General features: G+C 65.7%; 16 protein-coding genes. 15 read left to right on the top strand and 1 reads right to left on the bottom strand.

Features of this window, described 5'->3' with window-relative positions:
- The first annotated feature begins 34 nt into the window (after positions 1-34).
- The 14 genes from VH88_RS10575 to VH88_RS10510 all read left to right on the top strand — a co-directional run bounded on the left by VH88_RS10575 (position 35) and on the right by VH88_RS10510 (position 14,232).
- Entirely contained in the window at positions 35-661 is a 627-nt protein-coding gene (locus VH88_RS10575; protein WP_017503986.1) for an NADH-quinone oxidoreductase subunit J, read from the top strand.
- Positions 661-966 (top strand): NADH-quinone oxidoreductase subunit NuoK, encoded by a 306-nt coding sequence (gene nuoK, locus VH88_RS10570; protein WP_045811222.1) that lies wholly within the window; start codon positions 661-663, stop codon positions 964-966. Before VH88_RS10575 ends, nuoK begins: the two co-directional genes overlap by 1 nt.
- Before the next feature lie 2 nt (positions 967-968).
- Positions 969-3,080 carry an NADH-quinone oxidoreductase subunit L gene (gene nuoL, locus VH88_RS10565; protein ID WP_045811221.1) on the top strand — a complete coding sequence of 704 codons (2,112 nt, stop codon included), beginning with the start codon at positions 969-971 and terminating at the stop codon, positions 3,078-3,080.
- 4 nt (positions 3,081-3,084) lie between these two features.
- A complete protein-coding gene (locus tag VH88_RS10560; protein WP_045811220.1) occupies positions 3,085-4,569 on the top strand; it encodes an NADH-quinone oxidoreductase subunit M in 1,485 nt (494 codons plus the stop codon).
- A 7-nt stretch (positions 4,570-4,576) separates the two neighbouring features.
- On the top strand, positions 4,577-6,019 hold the full coding sequence (nuoN, locus tag VH88_RS10555; RefSeq protein ID WP_045811219.1) for an NADH-quinone oxidoreductase subunit NuoN: 1,443 nt from the start codon (positions 4,577-4,579) through the stop codon (positions 6,017-6,019).
- Positions 6,020-6,023: 4 nt separating this feature from the next.
- Positions 6,024-6,788: a biotin--[acetyl-CoA-carboxylase] ligase gene (locus VH88_RS10550; protein WP_045811218.1), complete on the top strand. Its 765-nt coding sequence runs from the start codon at positions 6,024-6,026 to the stop codon at positions 6,786-6,788.
- Positions 6,785-7,564, top strand: a complete 780-nt coding sequence (locus VH88_RS10545; RefSeq protein ID WP_045811217.1) for a type III pantothenate kinase — start codon at positions 6,785-6,787, stop codon at positions 7,562-7,564. The genes VH88_RS10550 and VH88_RS10545 overlap by 4 nt, the downstream gene beginning before the upstream one ends.
- Positions 7,565-9,238 carry a ribonuclease J gene (locus VH88_RS10540; protein ID WP_045811216.1) on the top strand — a complete coding sequence of 558 codons (1,674 nt, stop codon included), beginning with the start codon at positions 7,565-7,567 and terminating at the stop codon, positions 9,236-9,238.
- 56 nt (positions 9,239-9,294) lie between these two features.
- On the top strand, positions 9,295-10,203 hold the full coding sequence (locus VH88_RS10535; protein WP_045811215.1) for a hypothetical protein: 909 nt from the start codon (positions 9,295-9,297) through the stop codon (positions 10,201-10,203).
- Positions 10,204-10,243: 40 nt separating this feature from the next.
- Positions 10,244-10,582, top strand: a complete 339-nt coding sequence (locus VH88_RS10530) for a DUF3088 family protein (RefSeq protein ID WP_045811214.1) — start codon at positions 10,244-10,246, stop codon at positions 10,580-10,582.
- A gap of 9 nt (positions 10,583-10,591) precedes the next feature.
- Positions 10,592-10,858 carry a DUF1467 family protein gene (locus tag VH88_RS10525; RefSeq protein WP_017503976.1) on the top strand — a complete coding sequence of 89 codons (267 nt, stop codon included), beginning with the start codon at positions 10,592-10,594 and terminating at the stop codon, positions 10,856-10,858.
- 77 nt (positions 10,859-10,935) lie between these two features.
- A complete protein-coding gene (proS, locus tag VH88_RS10520) occupies positions 10,936-12,252 on the top strand; it encodes a proline--tRNA ligase (protein WP_045811213.1) in 1,317 nt (438 codons plus the stop codon).
- Positions 12,249-13,535: a lipoprotein-releasing ABC transporter permease subunit gene (locus tag VH88_RS10515; RefSeq protein ID WP_156146801.1), complete on the top strand. Its 1,287-nt coding sequence runs from the start codon at positions 12,249-12,251 to the stop codon at positions 13,533-13,535. Before proS ends, VH88_RS10515 begins: the two co-directional genes overlap by 4 nt.
- A complete protein-coding gene (locus tag VH88_RS10510; RefSeq protein WP_045811212.1) occupies positions 13,528-14,232 on the top strand; it encodes an ABC transporter ATP-binding protein in 705 nt (234 codons plus the stop codon). The genes VH88_RS10515 and VH88_RS10510 overlap by 8 nt, the downstream gene beginning before the upstream one ends.
- 14 nt (positions 14,233-14,246) lie before the next feature.
- Here VH88_RS10510 and msrA read toward each other — a convergent pair whose 3' ends face one another.
- Entirely contained in the window at positions 14,247-14,870 is a 624-nt protein-coding gene (gene msrA / locus VH88_RS10505; protein ID WP_052689554.1) for a peptide-methionine (S)-S-oxide reductase MsrA, read from the bottom strand.
- A 384-nt stretch (positions 14,871-15,254) separates the two neighbouring features.
- On the opposite strand from msrA, the gene dnaE reads away from it, so the two are divergent.
- Positions 15,255-18,719 (top strand): DNA polymerase III subunit alpha, encoded by a 3,465-nt coding sequence (dnaE, locus tag VH88_RS10500; RefSeq protein WP_082064459.1) that lies wholly within the window; start codon positions 15,255-15,257, stop codon positions 18,717-18,719.
- Positions 18,720-18,775: the final 56 nt, after the last annotated feature.

Below are 18,775 nucleotides of genomic sequence, written 5' to 3'. Positions count from 1 at the left end.
GTCGCGGCCGATACGAAAGGGGCTTCGTCCCGACATGCTGCAAGGCATAGCCTTCTATCTGCTGGCGGCGGTCGCCACGGTTTCCGGCCTTCTAGTCGTGACCGCGCGCAACCCGGTGCACAGCGTGCTGTGGTTGATCCTGGCCTTCTTCTCGTCGGCGGGTCTGTTCGTCCTGCTGGGCGCCGAGTTCCTGGCGATGCTGCTGGTCGTCGTCTATGTGGGCGCGGTCGCGGTGCTGTTCCTGTTCGTCGTCATGATGCTGGACGTGGACTTCCTGAAGCTGCGCGAAGGCTACGCACGCTATCTGCCGCTGGGCGCCATCATCGCCGCCGTGCTGCTGGTCGAGATGATCATCGTCTCGGTCGCCGTGGTTCAGGGCGGCGCCGCTGCGGGCCTGCCGGCGCCGGGCGCGCCGGACGCCAGCGTGACGAATGTCGAGGCCATCGGCCGCGTGCTCTACACGGACTATGTCTATTTCTTCCAGGCGGCCGGGATCGTGCTGCTGATCGCGATGATCGGCGCCATCACCCTGACCCTGCGCCACAAGCCGCACATCAAACGCCAGAACCCCGGCGACCAGGTGAACCGCGACCGTCGCAAGTCGGTCGAGATCAAGTCCGCCGCCACGGGCGAAGGCGTCAGCGCCGAGGAGCTTCTCTGATGATCGGTCTGACCCACTATCTGACGGTCGCTGCAATCCTGTTCACCATCGGGGTGTTCGGCATCTTCGTGAACCGCAAGAACGTCATCATCATCTTGATGTCGATCGAGCTGATCCTGCTGGCGGTGAACATCAACTTCGTCGCCTTCTCGGCCTATCTGAACGAGATCAGCGGGCAGATCATGGCTATGTTCGTCCTGACCGTCGCCGCAGCCGAGGCCGCCGTCGGCCTGGCGATCCTGGTGACCTTCTTCCGTAACCGCGGCAACATCGCCGTGGACGACGCCTCCGTGATGAAGGGCTGAGCGTGACCTTCCATACCCTCGTCATTCTCGGGATCTTTGCCCCGCTGCTGGGCGCGGCCATCGCCGGCTTCTTCGGACGCCGGATCGGCAACATCCCGTCGCAGGCCGTTACGACCGGCCTGCTGTTCTTCTCGTGCGCCGTCGCCTGGACGGTGTTCGGCCAATGGACCTGGGGCCATATGGAGCCCTTCACCATCCGCCTGGCGCCCTTCATCAACGTCGGCGACTTCCAGTCGGCCTGGTCGATCCGCATCGACGCCCTGTCGGCGACCATGCTGATCGTGGTCACCAGCGTGTCGTCGCTGGTTCACCTGTATTCCTGGGGCTATATGGCCGAGGACGACAGCCGGCCGCGCTTCTTCGCCTATCTGTCGCTGTTCACCTTTATGATGCTGGCGCTGGTGACGGCGGCGGACTTCATGCAGATCTTCTTCGGCTGGGAAGGCGTCGGCCTGGCGTCCTATCTGCTGATCGGCTTCTGGTTCAAGAAGCCGACGGCCAGCGCCGCCGCCATCAAGGCCTTCGTCGTCAACCGCGTCGGCGACTTCGGTTTCGTGCTGGGGATCATGACGGTCTTCTGGATGTACGGCACCATCAACTTCGCCGAGCTGTTCCCGCTGATCGCCACAAAGGCCGGCACGACGTGGGAGTTCCTGGGCGTCCAGTGGTCCGCGCTGGATCTGGCCGGCTTCCTGCTGTTCATCGGCGCCATGGGCAAGTCGGCCCAGTTCTTCCTGCACACCTGGTTGCCGGACGCGATGGAAGGCCCGACCCCGGTGTCGGCGCTGATCCACGCCGCGACCATGGTCACCGCCGGCGTCTATATGGTCTGCCTGCTGAGCCCGATCTATGAGTATGCGCCGGGCGCGTCGCAGATCATCGCCATCATCGGCGCGATCACGGCCCTGTTCGCCGCCACGGTCGGCCTGACCCAGAACGACATCAAGCGGGTCATCGCCTATTCGACCTGTTCGCAGCTGGGCTATATGTTCTTCGCGGCGGGCGTCGGCGCCTATCAGGCGGCCATGTTCCACCTGTTCACGCACGCCTTCTTCAAGGCGCTGCTGTTCCTGGGCGCTGGCTCGGTGATCCACGGCATGCACCACGAGCAGGACATGCGGAAGATGGGCGGCCTGTGGAAGCTGCTGCCGGTCACCTATGCGGTGATGACCATCGGCACCATCGCCATCACCGGCCTGGGCATCCCTGGCGTCGGCGGCTTCGCCGGCTTCTACTCCAAGGACTCGATCATCGAGAGCGCCTATGCCTCGGCGGCCTCGGGTCACTCGGCCATCGGCCTGTTCGCCTTCTTCGTCGGCATCATCGCCGCCGGTCTGACGGCCTACTATTCGTGGCGCCTGGTCTTCATGACCTTCCACAACAAGCCGGTGTGGAAGGAAGAGGGCGCGCATCATGGGGACGATCACGCCTCGGCCGCTCAACTGGAGACGCACTCCGAGCCGCTACCGGACGATCACGGCCACGCCGTTGCGCACGCCGCGCATGACGACCACGCTCACGACGACCACGGTCATCATGGCCCGCTGAAGCCGCACGAGAGCCCGCTGGTCATGCTGGTTCCGCTGATCCTGCTGTCGGTCGGCGCCGTCGCGGCCGGCTTCGTCTTCGCGCCGCACTTCATCGGCCACCACGAGGGCGAGTTCTGGCGCGGCGCGATCTTCACCGGCGCGAACAACCACGTCCTGCACGAAAGCCACGACGTTCCGACCTGGGTGAAATGGTCGCCGCTGATCCTGACGCTGATCGGCACCGCCTTCGCCTATTGGATCTACGTCGCTCGCGAGGGCATGGGCCGTCGCATGGCCGAGCGGAACGGCGTCATCTACCGCTTCCTCTACAACAAGTGGTATTTTGACGAGCTGTACGACTTCGTGTTCGTGCGCGGCTTCCGCGCCATCGGGAACTTCTTCTGGAAGATCTGCGACGTGAAGATCATCGACGGCCTGGGCCCGAACGGCGCCGCCTGGGTGTCGCTGAAATCCGCCGCTCGACTGGGCAAGATCCAGTCCGGCTATGTCTATCACTACGCCTTCGTGATGTTGCTCGGGGTGGCTGGTCTGCTCACCTTCGCCATCCTCGCGTGGGGAGCCTGATCTCGTGCCCTACATCCTGAGCCTCGTTACATTCCTGCCCCTGGTCGGGGCCTTGGCGATCTTCGTCGCCCGGATGACGTCAAAGTCGGCCGATGCGACCGCGCCGGCCGCGCGCTGGATCGCCTTGATCACCACCCTGGTGACCCTGGCGGTGTCGGTCGTGCTGGTCGCCGGCTTCGATCCGGCTAACACCGGCTATCAGTTCGTGGAGATGGTCCCGTGGTTCGCGGGCGCCAGCTATCACCTGGGCGTCGACGGGATCTCGATCCTGTTCGTGCTGCTGACGGCCTTCCTGATGCCGATCTGCATTCTGGCCAGCTGGAAGTCTGTCGAGACGCGCGTCGTTGAATATATGATCGCCTTCCTGGTGCTGGAGACGCTGGTCATCGGGGTGTTCACCTCGCTGGACCTGTTCCTCTTCTACATCTTCTTCGAAGGCACCCTGGTCCCGATGTTCCTGATCATCGGCATCTGGGGCGGTCAGAACCGCATTTACGCGGCCTACAAGTTCTTCCTCTACACCCTGCTGGGGTCCGTTCTGATGCTGCTGGCCATGCTGTGGATGGCGCATGAGGCGGGCACCACCAGCATTCCCGAGCTGAAGCGTTTCGCCTTCGATCCGGCCGTTCAGCCGATCCTGTGGCTGGCCTTCTTCGCCTCGTTCGCGGTCAAGATGCCGATGTGGCCGGTCCACACCTGGCTGCCCGACGCCCACGTTCAGGCGCCGACGGCCGGTTCGGTCATCCTGGCGGGCATTCTGCTGAAGCTGGGCGGATACGGCTTCATCCTGTTCAACGTGCCGATGTTCCCGATGGCGTCGGAGATGTTCCGGCCGCTGGTCTTCACCCTGTCGGTGATCGCCATCGTCTATACGTCGCTGGTCGCCTGGCGTCAGACGGACATCAAGAAGCTGATCGCCTATTCGTCGGTCGCCCACATGGGGTTCGTCACCTTGGGCATCTTCTCGGGCAACGACATCGGCATGCAGGGCGCCATCTTCCAGATGATCAGCCACGGCCTGATTTCAGGCGCGCTGTTCCTGTGTGTCGGCGTCGTCTACGACCGGATGCACACCCGCGAGATCGCCTTCTACGGCGGACTGACGTCCAAGATGCCGTGGTACGCGGCCATCTTCCTGATGTTCACCATGGCCAACGTCGGCCTGCCGGGCACCTCGGGCTTCATCGGCGAAGTATTGACCATGACGGGCGCCTATCAGGCCTCGACCTGGGCGGCGCTGGTCGCGGCCTCGGGCGTGATCTTCTCGGCGGTCTATGCCCTGACCCTGTACCGCGCGGTCATGTTCGGCGAGATCACCAATCCGAAGCTGGAGACCATCACCGACATCGACAAGCGCGAACTGCTGCTGTTCGTGCCGCTGATCGTCGGCACGCTCTGGCTGGGGGTCCATCCGGCCTCCGTCCTCGATTACACCGGGCCCGCCGTCGAGGCCCTGACCAGCGCCTATCGCGCCGCGATCGGCGGGTGAGACCATAATGCCTGATCTGTCCTCCGCCCTGCATCTCGCCGCCTCGGAAGTCACCCTTGCGGTCGGCGCCCTGGTCCTGCTGATGGTCGGCGCCTTCGTCGGCGACAAGAGCGCCCGGCTGGTGTCGATCCTGTCGGTCCTGCTGCTGATCGCCGCCTCGGTCATCGCCATCGTCGGCCCGTGGGGCGTCGCCTTCAACGGGGCCTATGTAGCCGATCCGCTGGCCATCTACGCCAAGAGCCTGATCTATCTGTCGGCCGCCGTGGCGGTCGTGCTGGGTGACGGCTGGATGAAGCGTACGCGCATCGCCAAGTTCGAATATCCGGTCCTGATCGTGCTGGCCTCCGCCGGCATGGGGATGATGGCGTCGTCGGGCGACCTGATCTCCATGTATGTCGGGATCGAGCTGCACTCGCTGGCCCTGTATGTTCTGGCGGCCTTCCACCGCAACGACGTCAAGGCGTCGGAAGCGGGCCTGAAGTATTTCGTCCTTGGCGCCCTGTCGTCGGGCCTGCTGCTTTACGGCTCGAGCCTGATCTACGGTTTCGCCGGTTCGATGCGGTTCGAGGACATCGCCGCCTTCGCCGCCGACAACCCCGGCCCCGGCCTGATCTTCGGTCTGGTCTTCCTGATCTGCGGTCTGGCGTTCAAGGTTTCGGCCGCGCCGTTCCACATGTGGACGCCCGACGTCTATGAGGGCGCGCCGACGCCGGTCGTGGCCCTGTTCGCCACGGTGCCCAAGGTGGCGGCCATGGTCCTGATCGCCCGCGCGCTGGAGCATGGCTTCGGCGACGCCCACGCCCAGTGGTCGCAGGTCCTGATCGCCATTTCGCTGATCAGCTTCGTCGTCGGCGCCTTCGGCGGTCTGGCCCAGAAGGACATCCAGCGCCTGCTGGCCTATTCGTCGATCGCCAACATCGGTTACGCCCTGCTGGGCGTCGCGGCGGGCACGGCCGAGGGCCTGCAGGCCATGCTGATGTTCATGACCCTTTACGTCATTGATCAGCTGGGCTTCTTCGCCATTCTGCTGTCGCTGTCCAAGTCGGGCCGTCCGATCCGCCGCATTGCGGATCTGGCCGGTCTGAAGAAGGACCGCCCGCTGACCGCCGTCGCCCTGACGGTGCTGTCGCTGTCGGTGCTGGGGATGCCGCCGTTCTCGGGCTTCTGGGGCAAGTACTATGTGTTCGGCGCCGCCGCCGATGCGGGCCTGTGGCCGGTCGCGGCCGCGGGTCTGGTGGCTTCGGTCGTCGCCGCCTTCTACTATCTGCGCATCATCAAGCTGATGTGGTTCGATGCCCCCGTGGATGACATCGCCACCGACGCCGCGCCGGTCGAGGCCAAGTGGATCGGCTGGGCCTGCGCGGCCTTCGCCTTCCCTCTGGTCATCGTGGGTCTGACCTGGCTGGAGCCGCTGACCAAGGCCGCGAGCGCCGGCTTCGGGAACGGGTAGGGCGTTGACGCCCGCCCCCTTGGTCATCCTCGACGAGATCGACTCGACGCTCTCGGAGGCCCGACGGCTGGCGGAGGCCGGCGAGGTCGGTCCGAAGTGGATCATCGCGCGCCGTCAGACCGCGGGGCGTGGCCGCCGGGGCCGGGCCTGGGTGGACAAGCCGGGCAATCTGGCCGCGACACTGTTGATCAGGGTTCATGCGACACCGCGAGAAGCGGCGCAGGCGACGTTCATCGCCGCGTTGGCGGTTGCGGATCTGCTGGATGTTTTCGTGTCGCCCGCGCTGGTGTCCATCAAATGGCCGAACGACGTCCTGCTGGACGGACGCAAGGTGTCCGGCATCCTGGTGGAGAGCGGGGTCCATGCGTCGGGCGGGCTCTGGCTGGGCATCGGCATCGGCGTGAACCTGACCCACGCTCCCGAAGGCACTGAAACCGCCGCGGCGGCGATGTCCGAAAAGCTGCGGGAAGATCATGCGTTCGCGCCGCCCATCGAGGCCGCCGCCGAGATTTTGGCCGAAACTTTCGCGGTCTGGTGGGGACGCTGGCAGACGCTGGGCTTCGAGCCGGTGCTGGACGCCTGGACCAGTCGCCTGACCGGGTTGAACGGCCCGTGCGTCGCGCGTTTGGACAACGAAACCGTTGAGGGTCTGGCCGAGGGCGTGGAGCCGGACGGCGCCTTGCGCCTGCGTCTCGCCGATGGTTCGGCGCGCCTGATTTCCGCTGGCGACGTCTTCTTCGGTTCGGCGCCCAACGTCGGTGCCGTCTGATGCTTTTGGCCATCGAGCAGGGCAACACCAATACGTTGTTCGCCGTTCACGACGGATCGGAATGGATCGCCCAATGGCGCGCCGCCACCGAGGCCAGCCGCACGGCGGACGAATACGCCGTCTGGCTGAACCAGTTGATGGTCATGAAGGGGTTGGCGGTCGCCGACCTGACCGGCTGCATTATCTCCAGCGTCGTGCCGCAGTCGATCTTCAATCTGCGCAACCTGGCGCGCCGTTATCTAAACATCGAGCCGCTGGTGATCGGTGAGAATGTCGACCTGGGCATCGACGTGCGGATCGCCAAGCCCAGCGAGGCCGGCGCCGACCGTCTGGTCAACGCCATTGGAGCCAAGCTGCTGTATTCGGGCGACCTGATCGTGATCGACAGCGGCACGGCGACGACCTTCGACATCGTGGCGCACGACGGCGCCTTCGAGGGCGGGCTGATCGCGCCGGGCATCAATCTGTCGCTGCAAGCCCTGCACGAGGCGGCGGCCAAACTGCCGCGCATCGCCATCCAGCGGCCTGAAAACGTCATCGGGCGCGGCACGGTCGAGGCCATGCAGTCGGGCGTTTTCTGGGGCTATATTTCGTTGATCGAGGGCCTGGTCGCGCGCATCAAGGCCGAGTGGGGTCGACCCATGACGGTCATCGGCACCGGCGGCGTCGCCAGCCTGTTCGAAGGCGCGACCGACAGCATCGACCACTTCGATTCCGACCTGACCATTCGCGGCCTCCTCGCAATCTGGCGTCGTAACGCCCATTTGACTGACTGAATGAAAAAGCAAAACCAAGACGAACTCGTTTTCCTGCCGCTGGGCGGCTCGGACGAGGTCGGTATGAACCTGAACGCCTATGGCTTCGGCCCGGAGGCGAACCGTGAATGGCTGATCGTCGATGTCGGCGTCACCTTCGGAGATCTGTCCACGCCGGGCGTGGACGTGATCGTGCCCGATCCGACCTATCTGCAGGGCGAGACGATCAAGGGCATCGTCCTGACCCACGCGCATGAGGACCATATCGGCGCCCTGGGCTGGCTGTGGCCGCGCATCAAGGCGCCGATCTACGCCACGCCCTTCACGGCCTATCTGATCCGCGACAAGCTGCGCGAGCGCGGCATCCTGGATCAGGTCGAACTGATCGAGGTTCCGCTGGGCGGCACGGTCGACATCGGTTCGTTCGGCGTCACCTTCGTCAACATGACCCACTCGATCGCCGAACCAAGCGGCCTGGCCATCGACACCCCGCTGGGGATGGTGTTCCACACCGGCGACTGGAAGATCGACGACCAACCGGTGATCGGGACCAAGACCGACGCCCCCGCCATTCGCGCCCTGGGCGACGAGGGCGTGCTGGCCATGGTGTGCGATTCCACCAACGTCTTCGTGCCGGGCGTCGCCGGGTCCGAGGGCGATGTCGCCGTCGCCATCTCCAAGCTGATCGCCAGCCTGAAGGGCCGCGTCGCCGTGGGCTGTTTCGCCTCCAACGTCGCCCGGATGGACAGCGTGATCCGCGCGGCCGAGGCCTGTGGGCGTCGTGTCGCCCTGGCCGGCCGGTCGATGCACCGGATCACGGCGGCGGCCAAGCACGTCGGCATGCTGCAGGACGTCAAACCCTTCCTGTCGGACGAAGAGGCCCGCGTCTGGCCCGCCGATCAGATCCTTTATCTGTGCACCGGCAGCCAGGGCGAGGCGAGGGCGGCCCTGTCGCGCGTCGCCGATGGGACACACCCGACGGTCAAGCTGGGCCTGGGCGATCACTGCATCTTCTCGTCGCGCCAGATCCCGGGCAACGAACTGGCCATCGGCAATCTGCAGGACCGGCTCGCGGATCGCGGCGTGCGCCTCTACACCGAGAAGGATCACCCCGGCATCCACGTCTCGGGCCACCCGTGCCGTGACGAGCTAAAGCAGATGTACGAATGGGCCCGGCCGCAGATCGCGGTGCCGACCCACGGCGTGCGTCGGTTCCTGTTGGAACACGCCAACCTGGCCAAGGACATGGGCGTTCCTGAAACGGTGACGCCACGCAACGGCGACATGGTCCGCCTGGCCCCTGGGCCGGCCAAGATCATCGACGAGGTGCCGAACGGTCGCCTGTACGTCGACGGCGGCATGCTGGTGACCGAGCAGGGCGAGGCCCTGAAGGAACGTCGTCACGCCTCGACCAACGGCGTGCTGATCGTCAGCTTCGCCCTGGACAAGCGCGGCCGCATCGCCAGCGACATCGACATCCGCAGCGTCGGCCTGCCCGGCGACACCGCCACGCCGCTCGGCGATGCGCTGGACAAGCTGGCCGAGCGCGTCGAGCAGGTGGTCAAAGGCCTGAAAGGCGATGCGCTGGACGACGAAATGGTTATCGAACAGGCTGTCGCCCGCGTGCTGAAAAAGGCCAGCCAACAGATCTGGGATCGTCGTCCCATCGTCGAGACGGTCGTCCTGCGCGTCTGATGCAACCTTGACCGTTCGGGCGCATTGGTCGTGCGCCTGAACGCTCGGGGAAACGCATGTCGAAAAAGCCCGCCCGAGCGCGCCGCCTGCTGGAGCGGATCCGGCACGCCCGCCATCCGCTGCGCGGTTGGCGACAATGGGCGGTGATTGCGGGGCAGGGGCTGGTCGGCTTCGTCGCCCTGTTCGCCGTCGTCAATCTGGTGCTCAGCCTGTCGACGTTCCGGGGCGAAGATCCCCTGGCGCGGACGGTTCACGAACTGCGCGTGCTGTGGTTCAGCCCGCCTGACGGCCAGCCGATGTCGCCGACCGCCTTTCCGACCGTCTATGGTCGCGACCTGGGGCCGGCGCCCGACACCGTCGCCATCCACGCCTATCTGGAGCGCGAGGCGGAGGACGGTGTCTTTCTGCTCGACCACGTCATGGTCGATCGCATCCTGAAGCTGAACGGCCGGATCGATGCGCGCAGCGTGCCGTCGGGCGTCTATGTCGGCGCCCATGCCCTGGGACCGGACGGGATGCCGCTGGTGCCAGTGACCAAGTTCATGGCGCAATATCTGCTGTTTCCGCGCCACGCATATATTCTGGTCGTTCCCGAAAGCGGGCCGGCCATCGCCTTCTCCGCCAGCCAGAACGCCAAGTTCGGCATCGACATTCATCCCGAGCGGCTGTCGGCCGAGATCGCGCCGTTCGATCCGAACGCCTATGACTTTCCCAGTTCGGGCGAGGCGCTGCACGAGATGACCCGCATCACCAACGACCCGGCGCGCGTCGCGACGGCGGTTGAGACGTTGAAGGGGGCCCAGGCGCGGCTCGCGCAGGAAGGTCTGACCTACGGCCTTCTGGCGCCCAACTCCAACACCGCCGTTGGCTGTGTGCTGCAAGGCGCCGGGGCGATCACGCAGCAGGCGCGCTCTTCGATCCTTCTGGCGCTAAGAGCGCCGGGGTTTGGCGCATCGTGCGAATAGCGGTCGCGCCGACGGCCTCAACTCGGATATATCCACGCCGATGACCGAGCGACTCTTCCTGCTGAACTCCGACTGGCACGACGATCAGGGCGGTCCGTGGTTCTGCCCGCCCGGCGCCTATATCGAGGGCGTGCTGGCGCTCTATCCCCAGCTTCGCGATGCGCTCGACGTCGTCTATCTGGATCATCCGCGCCCGCGCCAGCCGGTCATCGACCAGGTCGGCGAGGCGCATCAGAGCTGCCCCATCCTGATCCTGGACGGCGCGCTGGATTGGCCCGAGGCCGAGGTCAGTGAAACGACCGGCCGGCGGTTTCTTCAGGATCATGCCATCGCTCCCTATCTGGCGGCCCGCTACGGCGTCGGCCGGCCGCATCCCTAGAGGTTCGTCATGCCCATCGGCGTCTTCACCATGGTCGGCATCTACATCATCGCCTGGTGGACGGTGCTGTTCGCCGTGTTGCCGCTGGGCACGGCGAGCGAGACGCACGAGCCGCCGACCGACGGCTCACAATGGGGCGCGCCCAAGACGCCCAATCTGAAGAAGAAGTTCCTGACGACCACCTGGGTCTCGGCCCTGGTCTGGGCGTTTGTCATGGTGCTGATCTTCACGGGCTGGCTGCCCCTGCCGAACTTCGCCAGCGGCCCGGCCGTCTAAACGACGCATCGGCCTAGCTTTCGCCCCGTCCGAGCGGCTAAAGCCTTGTTCCGTCTCTACGCCTAGGATTCCCGACCATGCGCCTGTCGCGCTTTTTCCTGCCCACGTTGAAGGAAGCTCCTTCGGACGCCCAGATCGTCTCGCACCAGCTGATGCTGCGCGCCGGAATGATCAAGCAGGAGGCCGCCGGCATCTACGCCTGGCTGCCGCTGGGTCTGAAGGTGCTGCGCAAGATCGAGCAGATCGTGCGCGAGGAGCAGATGCGGGCCGGGGCCGTCGAACTGCTGATGCCGACGCTGCAACTGGCCGATCTGTGGCGCGAGAGCGGCCGCTATGACGCCTACGGCCCCGAGATGCTGCGCATCACCGACCGCCATGAGCGCGAACTGCTGTACGGACCAACCAACGAGGAGATGATCACCGACATCTTCCGGGCCTATGTGAAGTCCTACAAGTCGCTGCCGCTGAACCTGTTTCACATCCAGTGGAAGTTCCGTGACGAGCGCCGTCCGCGCTTTGGCGTGATGCGCGGGCGCGAGTTTCTGATGAAGGACGCCTATTCCTTCGACGTGGACGAGGCCGCAGCCCGGGTCGCCTACAACCGCATGTTCGTCGCCTATCTGAACACCTTCGCCCGCATGGGCCTGAAGGCGGTGCCGATGCGTGCCGACACCGGCCCCATCGGCGGCGATCTGAGCCACGAGTTCATCGTCCTGGCCGAAACCGGAGAGAGCGAGGTCTTCTGCGATCGCAAACTGGTCGAGATGCCCGCGCCCGGCGACGACTTCAGCCCCGAAGCCGTCCAGGCCGTCTTCGACGAGCGCACCGCCCTCTACGCCGCCACCGAAGAGATGCACGATCCGGCGCAGTTCGAGGCCAAGACCGCCGAGGGCGACCGCCTGTCGGCGCGCGGCATCGAGGTCGGCCACATCTTCTACTTCGGCACCAAATACTCCGCCCCGATGAAGGCCAAGGTCGCCGGGCCCGACGGTCAGGACGCCGAGGTGCACATGGGCAGCTATGGCGTCGGCGTGTCGCGCCTGCTGGGCGCCATCATCGAAGCGAGCCACGACGCCGGCGGCATCATCTGGCCCGACGCGGTCGCGCCGTTCGACGTGGTCGTGATCAATCTGCGCGCCAATGACGAGGCCGTCTCGGCCGCCTGCGAGGACGCGGTGGCCCAGCTTGAAAAACGCGGCAAGGATGTCCTTTACGACGATACCGACGAACGTCCCGGCGGCAAGTTCGCCACCGCCGATCTGATCGGCGTGCCGTGGCAGCTGACCATCGGTCCCAAGGGTCTGGCGGACGGCGTGGTGGAACTGAAACGTCGCGCCACCGGCGAGAAGGTCTCCGTGCCGCTGGCCGAAGCTATCGAAAGGCTGACCGCTTGAGCCTGCCGTCTCGTCCGTCCGGCGCCTTCTCCTCGTGGGAGATCGGCCTGGCCCTGCGCTACCTGCGCGCCAAGCGCAAGGAAGGCGGCGTCGCCACCATCGCCGTCATCAGCTTCATCGGCATCATGCTGGCCGTCGCCGTGCTGATCAGCGTGATGAGCATCATGTCCGGCTTCCGCAGCGAATTGCTGGGCCGCATGCTGGCCTTCAACGGCCATATGTATGTGCAGGGCCCGGTTTTGACGTCGCCTGATCGAGACGCCGCGCTGAAGCGCATCCAGGCCGTGCCGGGCGTCGCCAGCGCCAGCCCGCTGAACGAGGCGCAGAGCCTGATCCGCGTCGGCAGCTATACGACCGGCGCCATCGCCAAGGGCATCCGCCCTGAGGATCTGGCCAAGACCCAGTACGTCTTCGACAGTCTGAGCCCGCAGGAACGCGCCAGCTTCGGCAAGGGCCCCTATGGCGGCGATCGCATTCTGGTGGGCGCGGCCCTGGCCAACTCCATGGGGCTGCGCGTCGGCGATCCGGTGACCCTGTATTCGCCGACCGGAGCCGACAGCGCCTTCGGCAACCTCGGCGGACTTGAGAAGACCTATTTCGTCGGCGGCCTGTTCCGCTCGGGCGCCGCCGACTACGACCGCGCCTTCATCTTCATGCCGCTGGAGCAGCAGCAGCTCTTCTTCGGCAAGGAAGGGGTCTGGGACGCGATCGAGATCAAGGTGGACGATCCCGATCAGGTCGGCGCCCTGACCGCGGCCATCCGCGACGCCGCCGGTCCCGGCTCGGTCGTCAGCGACTGGCGCGAGCGTCTCGCCGCCTTCTACGGCGCGCTGAAGGTCGAACGTGTGGCCATGAGCATCATCCTGGGCCTCGTCGTCGCCATCGCCGCGATGAACATCATCTCCGGCATCGTCATGCTGGTGAAGAACAAGGGGCGCGACATCGCCATCCTGCGTACCATCGGCGCCAGCCCCTCGGCGATCCTGCGCGTCTTCTTCATGGCCGGCGCCATGATCGGGGTCGCGGGCACCATCGCGGGCCTGATCCTGGGTCTGCTGTTCTGCTGGAACATCGGCTCGATCCAGCACTTCCTGGAGTTCGTGCTGCAGACCAAGCTGTTCGATTCCGACGTCTATATGCTGGACGCCATCCCGGCCCTGGTCGATCCGGTGGACGTGACCTGGGTGGCCTTCTGGTCTCTGCTGATGAGCTGTATCGCCAGCCTGCCGCCGTCCTGGAACGCGTCTCGCATCGATCCCGTGGAGGCGCTGCGCTATGAGTAAGGCTCCCATCCTTTCGGTGCGCGGCCTGACCCGCACCTATGACACCGCCCAAGGCGGCCTGACCGTGTTGAAGGGCGTCGATCTGGACGTTTATCCCGGCGAACTGGTCGGGCTGATCGGACCGTCGGGCTCGGGCAAGTCGTCGCTGCTGCACGCCGCCGGCCTGTTGGAGAAACCCACCAGCGGCACGGTCGCCATCGACGGTGAACAGGTCGGTGATCTGGACGAGCGCGCCCGCACGCGACTGCGCCTGGGCCGGATCGGCTTCGTCTATCAGTTCCATCACCTGCTGCCCGAGTTCGATGCGCGCGACAATGTCGCCCTGCCGATGCGGATCGCCGGCGTGTCTCAGGACGAGGCGCGCAAACGCGCCGAGGTCACGCTGACGGCCCTGGGGCTAGGCGAACGCCTGACGCACCAGCCGGCCCAGCTGTCCGGCGGTGAACAGCAGCGCGTCGCGATCGCACGGGCCCTCGCCAATGGCCCACGCCTGCTGCTGGCCGACGAGCCGACCGGCAATCTGGATCCGACCACCAGCCAGTCCGTGTTCGAATCCCTGCGCAACCTGGCCAAAACCACGGGCGTCGCCGCCCTGATCGCCACCCACAATATGGAGTTGGCCGGCCATATGGACCGCGTCTTCGCCCTGAAGGACGGTCATCTGGAACAGCGCGAGGCTCAGAGCCACGCCTACTGAGCCACGCCCGTCGATCAGCTGACGGCGGCGTCGCCCCAGATCGCTCGCAGGCGTTCGGGGCGGCGGCATCCGATCCGGTAGGCCTGATAGCTGGCGGCGTGGCGCTTGGCGTAGTTCTGGTGCTCCTCGCCGGCCGGCCAGAACCGCTGGGCGCCGACGACCGGCGTGGTGAAGCTTTTCCTCAACACACGCATCGCCGCATCGCGCGAGGCGACGGCGTCCGCGCGCTGGGCTGCTGTCGCAAAGACGGCGGATCGATAGGACGGCCCCTGGTCGCAGAACTGACCGTTCGGATCGGTCGGGTCGATTGTGCGCCAATAGCGATCGACCAGGGTGCGATAGCTGACCACGCGCGGATCGAAGGTGACCTGCACCGCCTCCATATGGCCGGTGCCGCCGCGCACCACCTGCTCATAGGTCGGGTTGGCGGTATGGCCGCCGACAAAGCCGGACACGGCCGAGCGCACCCCGGGCACGTCATCAAAGGCCTTCTCCTCCGACCAGAAGCAGCCGCCGGCGAAGATTGCGGTCTGGAGCGCCGTCTGCGCCTCGGCCTGACGGGCCAGGGGCGCGCCGATCGCCAGCGCGACGACAGTCAAGGATGCAACGGCGGCGAGGGCGGTCGTGCGAAGGGACATGGTCTCATCTCCTTTTGCATTGACTACGACGGCGACGCGCAAACGGTTCTAACAGAACGGCTTGACCGGAACAAAACGCCAACATAGAACATTAGCAGAACATATCGGATGTCTCGGAGCCAAGGTCATGCCGCGTTTGATGAGGGATATGCTGTCGCTGGCGTCGTGCGGCGGTTTCGTCTGGATGGTCTGGACCGTGGCGATCAGCGTCACCGCCTGAGATCAGACGAATTAGACACTTTAGACGGTGTTTTTTCGAGGACTGTCTGAAGCCAGCGATCCACAGCCGATCTGTCGCGTGACCGCTTTGCGATGGCCGTGCGACGCACGATATGAGACTCAGGACAGGGTAGGGCTCGGCAGCGGGTCAGGGTCGAAGAAGGCGTGAACGAGCCGGTGAACAGTCAGGGTTTTGTCCATCTGCGGGTCCGCTCGGCCTATTCGCTGCTGGAAGGCGCGATCAAGGCGGCCAAGGTCGGCAAGCTGGCGGCCGACGCCGGAATGCCGGCGGTCGGGGTGGCGGACCGGGCCAATCTGTTCGGCGCGCTGGAGTTCAGCCAGACGGCGAAGGATGCAGGCGTTCAGCCGCTCGTGGCCTGCGCCCTGCCGGTCTTCGGCATCGGCGGCCAGATCAACGCCCGCTGGGCCAAGGTTCCGACCGTGGTGCTGCTGGCTCAGGATACGGCCGGGTGGCTGAACCTTTGCGCCCTGTCGTCATCCGCCTATCTGGACGCCGGAGAAATGGCCGAGCCGGGCGTGGCCTGGGAGCAGGTGGTCGCCCGCTCCGAAGGGTTGATCCTGCTGTCTGGCGGCCCGGATGGCCCGGTCGATCCGCTGTTCGCCCAAGGCAAGAAGGCCGAAGCCGCCGCCGCCCTGTCGGCGATGAAGGCGGCGTTCGGCGACCGCTTCTACGTCGAACTGCAACGCCACGGGCTTGAGGACGAAAAGCGCGCCGAGCCGGGGCTGGTCGAATGGGCCTACGCCAACGACGTGCCGCTGGTCGCCACCAACGACGTCTATTACGCCAAGGCGGCGCAGGCCAAATCGCACGACGCCCTGTTGTGCATCGCCGACGGCGCCTTCACCGGCCAGGAGGATCGCCGCCGCATCACCGGCGAACACTGGTTCAAGCCCGCCGCCGTCATGCGCGAGCTGTTCGCCGACCTGCCCGAAGCGTGCGACAACACCATCGACATCGCGCGACGTTGCGCCTTCCTGGTCAACACCCACGCGCCCATCCTGCCGCGCTTCGACACCGGGGCCGGGCGTTCCGAGGCCGACGAACTGGCCCACCAAGCGCGCGAGGGGCTGAAGGTCCGTCTGACCGAGGTCACGCCGGCCGTGCCGGAAGAAGAATACTGGACCCGCCTGGAATGGGAGGTCGGGATCATCCAGCAGATGGGCTTCCCCGGCTACTTCCTGATCGTGTCGGACTTCATCAAATGGGCCAAGACTCACGGCATCCCCGTGGGGCCGGGGCGGGGCTCGGGCGCCGGCTCTCTGGTCGCCTGGTCTCTGACCATCACCGATCTGGACCCGCTGCGGTTCGGCCTGCTGTTCGAACGGTTCCTGAACCCCGAACGCGTCTCCATGCCCGACTTCGACATCGACTTCTGCCAGGAGCGACGCGAAGAGGTGATCGACTATGTTCAGGACCGCTACGGCAAGGACCGGGTGGCCCAGATCATCACCTTCGGCACGCTTCAGGCGCGGGCCGTGCTGCGCGACGTGGGCCGGGTTCTGCAGATGCCGCTGGGTCAGGTGGACCGTCTCTGCAAGATGGTGCCGAACAACCCGGCTGCGCCCGTCACCCTGGCCCAGGCCATCGACATCGAGCCGCGTCTGAAGGAGGCGAGGGACGCCGAGCCGGCGGTGAAGACCCTGCTGGAAACCGCGCTGGAGCTGGAGGGGCTGTATCGCAACGCCTCGACCCACGCCGCCGGCATCGTCATCGGCGATCGGCCGCTGACGGAGCTGGTGCCGCTGTATCAGGATCCGCGCTCCACCATTCCGGCGTCCCAGTTCAACATGAAATGGGTCGAGCCGGCGGGGCTGGTGAAGTTCGACTTCCTGGGCCTGAAGACCTTGACCGTGCTGGACCGGGCGCGGGGCTATCTAGAACGGCGCGGGGCGGCGCGTGACTGGAACAGCCTGCCGCTGGACGATGCGCGCACCTATGAGCTGATGGCCTCGGGCCAGACGGTCGGGGTGTTCCAGTTGGAATCCCAGGGCATGCGCGACACCCTGCGCAAGATGCGCTGCGGTTCGATCGAAGAGATCACCGCCCTGATCTCGCTGTATCGGCCGGGGCCGATGGAGATGATCGACACCTATATCGACCGCAAGTTCGGGCGCGCTGAAGTCGACTATCTGCACCCCAGCCTGAAAGAGGTGCTGACCGAGACCTACGGCGTCATCATCTACCAGGAACAGGTGATGAAGATCGCCCAGATCCTGGCGGGCTACAGCCTGGGCGAGGCCGACCTGCTGCGCCGCGCCATGGGCAAGAAAAAGAAGGAGGAGATGGATTTCCAGCGCCTTCGCTTCGTCAAGGGCGCCGCCGAAAAGGCCGTTCCGGAGGCCCAGTCCGGCTCCATCTTCGATCTAGTGGCCAAGTTCGCGGGATACGGCTTCAACAAGTCCCACGCCGCCGCCTATGCGCTGATCTCGTTCCAGACGGGGTGGCTGAAGGCCAACCAGCCGGTCGAGTTCTTCGCCGCGTCCATGAGCCTGGACTTGTCGAACACCGACAAGCTGGCGGTCTTTTATCAAGACGCCAAACGGTTCGACGTGCCGGTGCTGGCGCCGGACATCAATCGCTCCTCGGCCGACTTCGACGTGGCTTGGGACGACGACAAGGGGGCGGTGCTCTACGCCCTGGGCGCGATCCGAAACGTGGGTCTCGAGGCGATGAAACACGTCATCGAGGTACGCGAGACGGGCGGGCGGTTCGCCGACATCTTCGACTTCCTTGAGCGCGTCGATCCGCGCAGCGTCAACAAGCGCGCGCTGGAAGGCCTGGCCAAGGCCGGCGCCTTCGACAGCATCCACCCCAACCGGCGTCAGTTGCTGGAACAGGCCGACGTTCTGATGGCCTATTGCCAGAGCGTGGCGGCCGAACGCGCCTCGTCGCAGGTGTCGCTGTTCGGCGGTGACCAGGCCCATGCCGCGCGCCCGCGTCTGAAGAGCGTCGAACCCTGGGTTGGGCCAGAGCGGCTGGATCATGAACTGTCGGCGGTCGGCTTCTATCTGTCGGGCCACCCGCTGGACGAGATGACCTCAGCCCTGAAGCGCAAGCGCGTCACCTTCGTCGCCGAAGCGATCCCGCTGGCGGAGTCCGGCCATGAAGCGTTTCAGATGGCCGGTGTCGTGCGTCGCAAACAGGAGCGGGCCAGCGCGCGGACGGGCGAGAAGTTCGCCTTCGTGACCTTCTCGGATCCGACCGGCGAGTTCGAATGCCTGTTTCCGCCCGAACAACTGCGCAAATGCCGTGAGGTGCTGGAGCCCGGCGCCTCGGTCATGGTGCGGGTGCGCGCCAAGTCATCGGAAGGGGAGGTGCGCTTCTTCGGCGACGACGCCTCCCAGATGGACAATCTGCTGGACGACGCCAACATCGGCCTTCGCATCCACGTCTCGGCCCGCAGCGCGGACGCCGAAGCCCTGAAGGCGCGGCTTGAGCGCGCACGATCAGGCGCGATCGGCAAGGGGGGCGAGGTGTCGCTGATGATCGCGGGCCTCGAGCAGGGGCGCGAGGTGGAGGTCAAGATTCCGGGCCGCTATCGCCTGGACGGCGCCTTGCGCGGCGCGCTGAAGTCGGCGCCGGGCGTCGTCATGTTGGAGGACGCCTGAGCCCTGTTGGATATGGCCAAGCTTTTGATTTTTCGGAACCTCACGGACGCGTGATG

This window comes from Brevundimonas sp. KM4 (assembly GCF_000964075.1).
Classification (GTDB): Bacteria; Pseudomonadota; Alphaproteobacteria; order Caulobacterales; family Caulobacteraceae; genus Brevundimonas; species Brevundimonas huaxiensis.
This window is presented reverse-complemented; position numbering and strand designations above follow the sequence as displayed.